This is a genomic window from Desulfococcus sp., assembly GCF_041737845.1.
In the GTDB taxonomy this organism is placed as follows: domain Bacteria; phylum Desulfobacterota; class Desulfobacteria; order Desulfobacterales; family Desulfococcaceae; genus Desulfococcus.
In genome coordinates, this window is sequence record NZ_JBGSQX010000039.1 from 1 (window position 1) to 3,721 (window position 3,721).

A 3,721-nucleotide genomic window follows, 5' to 3' on the forward strand; every position below is an offset into this window, starting at 1 on the left:
GGCCCCCGGGCGCGGGGGCGCGCGGCGCCGCCGGCCGGGGCCTGGGCGAGGTTCTGAATGTCCCCGGGCTGGATATCGTGGTTTCCGCCACAGCCGCGGAAGCCCTGAAGCGCCCGTGTGATGTTTTCGTGGAGTTCAGCCGGCCGGAGGCCGCCAAGGATCACGTGCTCCAGGCCCTTTCAGCGGGCGCCCACGTGGTGGTGGGCACCTCGGGGCTGACCGACGCAGACTACGACGAGATCGCCCGCCAGGCTGAAGCGGCGGGGCGCGGGGTTCTGGCGGCGGGCAACTTCGCCCTGACGGCGGTCCTGCTGCAGAAATTTGCCACCCTGGCGGCGCGCCATATTCCCCAGTGGGAGGTCATCGACTACGCCGGCGCCGCCAAACCCGACGCCCCCAGCGGCACGGCCCGGGAACTGGCCTATCGGCTGGGCGAGGTGGGAAGGCCCGAGCTTTCGGTCCCCCTGGACCGGACCATCGGGCCCCGGGAGAGCCGGGGCGTCACGCTGGGCGGATGCCAGGTCCATTCGATCCGGCTGCCCGGATACGTGGCTTCGGTGGAGGTGATCTTCGGCCTCCCGGACATGCAGCTTTCGATGCGGCACGACGCCGGTACCAGCGCCAGGCCCTATATCGACGGAGCCCTTCTGGCCGTCCGCAGGGTCTCGGGCCTGAAGGGGCTGCGACGGGGGCTCGATACCGTCATGGATTTCCAGTAAGAGATAACCGGGACCGCTCGCCAGCGACGGGGATTCGTCAGCCGGAGATGTCCAGGGCGCGTCGAATCTCCTGTAACCCCTCGATCTGCACCGAGAAGCGTTTAAAGGCCTGTTCAATCCGGTCCTGTTCTGCACCCGGGAGAATGCGCTCTATCTCAGGCAGCAGGTGCCCATTCTCCTTCCGGATATGGGTTCTGATGAGGGAGATGTATTTTTCAGATTGCCCTGTAAACCGGTCCGTCGGAAACGTGACGTTCATTTTCGACGTTTGAAGCTCCGCTTTCAGGTCATCGAGGAGCCCGCGGGCTTCCCTGTGCTCGTCGCGAAGCGCGGCGACAAGATGCCTCAGGTCGGCTGCGCGCGCATCCTCCAGCGCCGGGAACAGGATGTCCTCCTCCTTCCCATGATGGGAGCGGTCGACATAAACCTCCATGAAATCGAAAATGGTTTCGAGATCATGGAACAGCTCATCCCTCGGTCGACCGGGGTCTCTGATCAATTTCTGGAAAAGGGCCAGCACCTTCATGATGGCGCCATGCTCCTCCCTCAGATGCTCCCTGACCGTCATGACGTTCTTGCCCCCGTTTCCGTTAGTCTTCCTCGATGAGGATCGCTCCGGGAGCGCACTCCCTGGCGGCCTTGCGGACGAGGTCCTCGAGATGTGCGGGAACGTCGTCGACGATGACCCGGGATAGCAGTTGATCTTCATCGTACTCGAAAACATCCGGGCAGACCTTGCTGCAGTTCCGGTCCCCCATGCACAGATCGTAATCGATTTTAACCTTCATTCCGGCCTCCTTCGCTTTTGTGTTCCAGAATTGCTTTTTCCGATATCCTGACGCTGACATCCTGAAAATATGCTTTCATTTCGAAAAGTAAAGCGGTCGGGTACGCCGTGTCTCGGTCCGGCATGCCGGCGGTGTTTAAGGCGGTGCGGATTTCAGGGGCGGCGATTCCGATCTCCGCCCGGATCTCCGCACCGGTATGGAAGAGCTCTCTTCCCTAATGGCCGATCGCCTGGATGATCTCCATCCCCCTCCTGAAGAATGTCGAGGGAAGCGGGCCGACGGAGGCGTCATCGGGTTCGACGTCACTCAGGGAGGCCATTGTCGATCGGGTGAGTACCAACGTGGTGGTCACGTCGCATACGACGGTCACCCCCTGGGATCCTCCGCGCAGTCTCCCCGAGCCGTTGATGTCGATCCTGTTCCCCTGGACGGTCCCGCGAAAATCGATGGTATTCTCGTAAAATGAGATGTCCGGATCATCGGAAATCAGGTTGAGCGTCATCCGGATGTCGTTTCCATCGATGGTCCCGACGAGAGTGCCCCCGCCGAATCCCGGCTCGTAATACGCGTAATCGATCGTGCAGCCGTCCTGATCGATGTAGCCGGTCTCGGAGATGCTCTCGGTTTCCGTTTCACAATAGCCTTCCGCGCAGCAGCTGATGGTCAGGGTCTGCGTCATCTGCCACTCCCCCGAAATATCGGCGCACGCTCCAGGCGGTTCCGTTCCGCCTCTCACGGCGATGATCCCGTACCCGGCGCACAGGGCGGCGAACTCCTCCGAGCGAATGAAGCTCTCCAGGACGGCGGCCCGGCTCATGCCCTTTTCCAGGGCCGAGAGCCAGCCGTTGAACCCGACGGTATCCGGAACGCGGTCGAAAAACGCCTCATAAAGGATGGTTAAAAAGGCCTCATTGGAGACGTCCCGGCTGGTGAATTCCGGGCTCAGGATGAACCCCCGGGCCAGCTCCCCGCCGGTGACCCATCCGTTTTTCAGGCCGTTCACCCATCCCGCAAGTCCTGAAGGATCCGGCGCACGGTTCAGGCATTCATGATAAAAGCGGGTGACGAAGGCCTCGATCCGGTCCATACGGTAGGGGGGAATGCCGTAGCGTCGGCAGAGTTCGGCAAACTCCGAGGAGCGGATGAATCCTTCCAGGACCGATGCCCGGCTCATGCCTTGGCCCAGGGCGGAGAGCCATCCGTTGAACCCTTCCAGATCGGGCTGCCTGTCGAAAAAGGCCCGGTACAGGATGGTCAGGAAGGTTTCATCCGAGACGTTCATGTTGATGAATTCGGGGCTCAGTATGAAGCCCTCGGCCAGTTCCCCGCCGGTGACCCAGCCGTTTTTCATGCCGTTCACCCATCCCGCCAGCCCTTCCGGGTCCGGCTCCCTGTCCAGACATTCACGATAAAAGCGGGTGACGAATTCGGTGACGGCGTCTTCCATTGCTTCTGAAGAAGCCATCCAATCACTGATTTCAGTGGACGCTGCGTCAGGAGTGAAGCGGGGTATGGTGCTGGAATGGGCGTCTGGCAGACCCACCATCGCCAGGATGATGAGACTGAACCACAGGATCAGGGCGGCGCAAGTTTTTTGGAAATGCTTCACCATGGGGACCTCCTTTTGGTTGCATGACGGTTTGCGGCAATGAAGGAAGACGGATCACCCCGGCAACCCGGATAGTATGATTGATGACGATGCATCGGCGTTTCGCCGGGGCCGTCCAGCCGGCGCATCAACGTCAAATAAAGCGTCGCGAGTTCGGCGGCCCGGGAGGGTCCGGGCCGCCGCTGTATGGTCGATGTCCCGCCGGCGTCTTTGCCGGGGGGAAAGGGGGCGTCCCGATCAGTCCTGGGCGACGATGGCGATAACGCGGCGATTCTGACTGCGTCCCGCCTCGGTGGCGTTGCTCGCAATGGGCCGGGTGAGGCCGTATCCCCTGGCGTCGAGGCGGGCGGCATCAATCCCGAAGCGGTCGATGAGATAGGTCTTCACGCTCTCGGCCCGCCGGAAGGAGAGGTTCATGTTGTAGGCTGCGGAGCCGAGGTTGCACGTATGGCCCTCGATCAGGGCGGTGGCGTCCGGATAGGCCGTCATGAAGTCGGCGACCTCCTGGATCCTGGCGTGGTAGATCGGTTTGATGTCGGCCTTGTCGCGGTCGAATTGGATCTCCAGGTTGATGGTCCGGGGGGGCTCGGGCGGCGGGGGCGCGG

General features: G+C 62.1%; 5 protein-coding genes. 1 reads left to right on the forward strand and 4 read right to left on the reverse strand.

Annotation, left to right across the window (positions count from 1 at the left end; genetic code table 11):
* Positions 1–719 (forward strand): 4-hydroxy-tetrahydrodipicolinate reductase (locus ACEW8N_RS04795; RefSeq protein WP_373498667.1); only part of this gene is annotated, 719 nt, incomplete at its 5' end.
* 37 nt (positions 720–756) lie between these two features.
* Here the strand turns inward: ACEW8N_RS04795 and ACEW8N_RS04800 are convergent.
* From ACEW8N_RS04800 to ACEW8N_RS04815, 4 genes are all read right to left on the reverse strand, one after another.
* On the reverse strand, positions 757–1,287 hold the full coding sequence (locus ACEW8N_RS04800; protein ID WP_373498668.1) for a hemerythrin domain-containing protein: 531 nt from the start codon (positions 1,285–1,287) through the stop codon (positions 757–759).
* Positions 1,288–1,309: 22 nt separating this feature from the next.
* Positions 1,310–1,507, reverse strand: coding sequence for a ferredoxin (locus ACEW8N_RS04805; RefSeq protein WP_373498669.1), 198 nt, complete (start codon positions 1,505–1,507; stop codon positions 1,310–1,312).
* A gap of 214 nt (positions 1,508–1,721) precedes the next feature.
* Positions 1,722–3,119, reverse strand: a complete 1,398-nt coding sequence (locus tag ACEW8N_RS04810) for a DUF4214 domain-containing protein (RefSeq protein ID WP_373498670.1) — start codon at positions 3,117–3,119, stop codon at positions 1,722–1,724.
* Positions 3,120–3,353: 234 nt separating this feature from the next.
* Positions 3,354–3,721 (reverse strand): OmpA family protein (locus ACEW8N_RS04815; RefSeq protein ID WP_373498671.1); only part of this gene is annotated, 368 nt, incomplete at its 5' end.

Bases quoted from the DNA above. Each gene is read 5' to 3' on its own strand.
- ACEW8N_RS04800 (WP_373498668.1), bottom strand. From the start codon at position 1,287: ATGACGGTCAGGGAGCATCTGAGGGAGGAGCATGGCGCCATCATGAAG.
- ACEW8N_RS04805 (WP_373498669.1), bottom strand. From the start codon at position 1,507: ATGAAGGTTAAAATCGATTACGATCTGTGCATGGGGGACCGGAACTGC.
- ACEW8N_RS04810 (WP_373498670.1), bottom strand. From the start codon at position 3,119: ATGGTGAAGCATTTCCAAAAAACTTGCGCCGCCCTGATCCTGTGGTTC.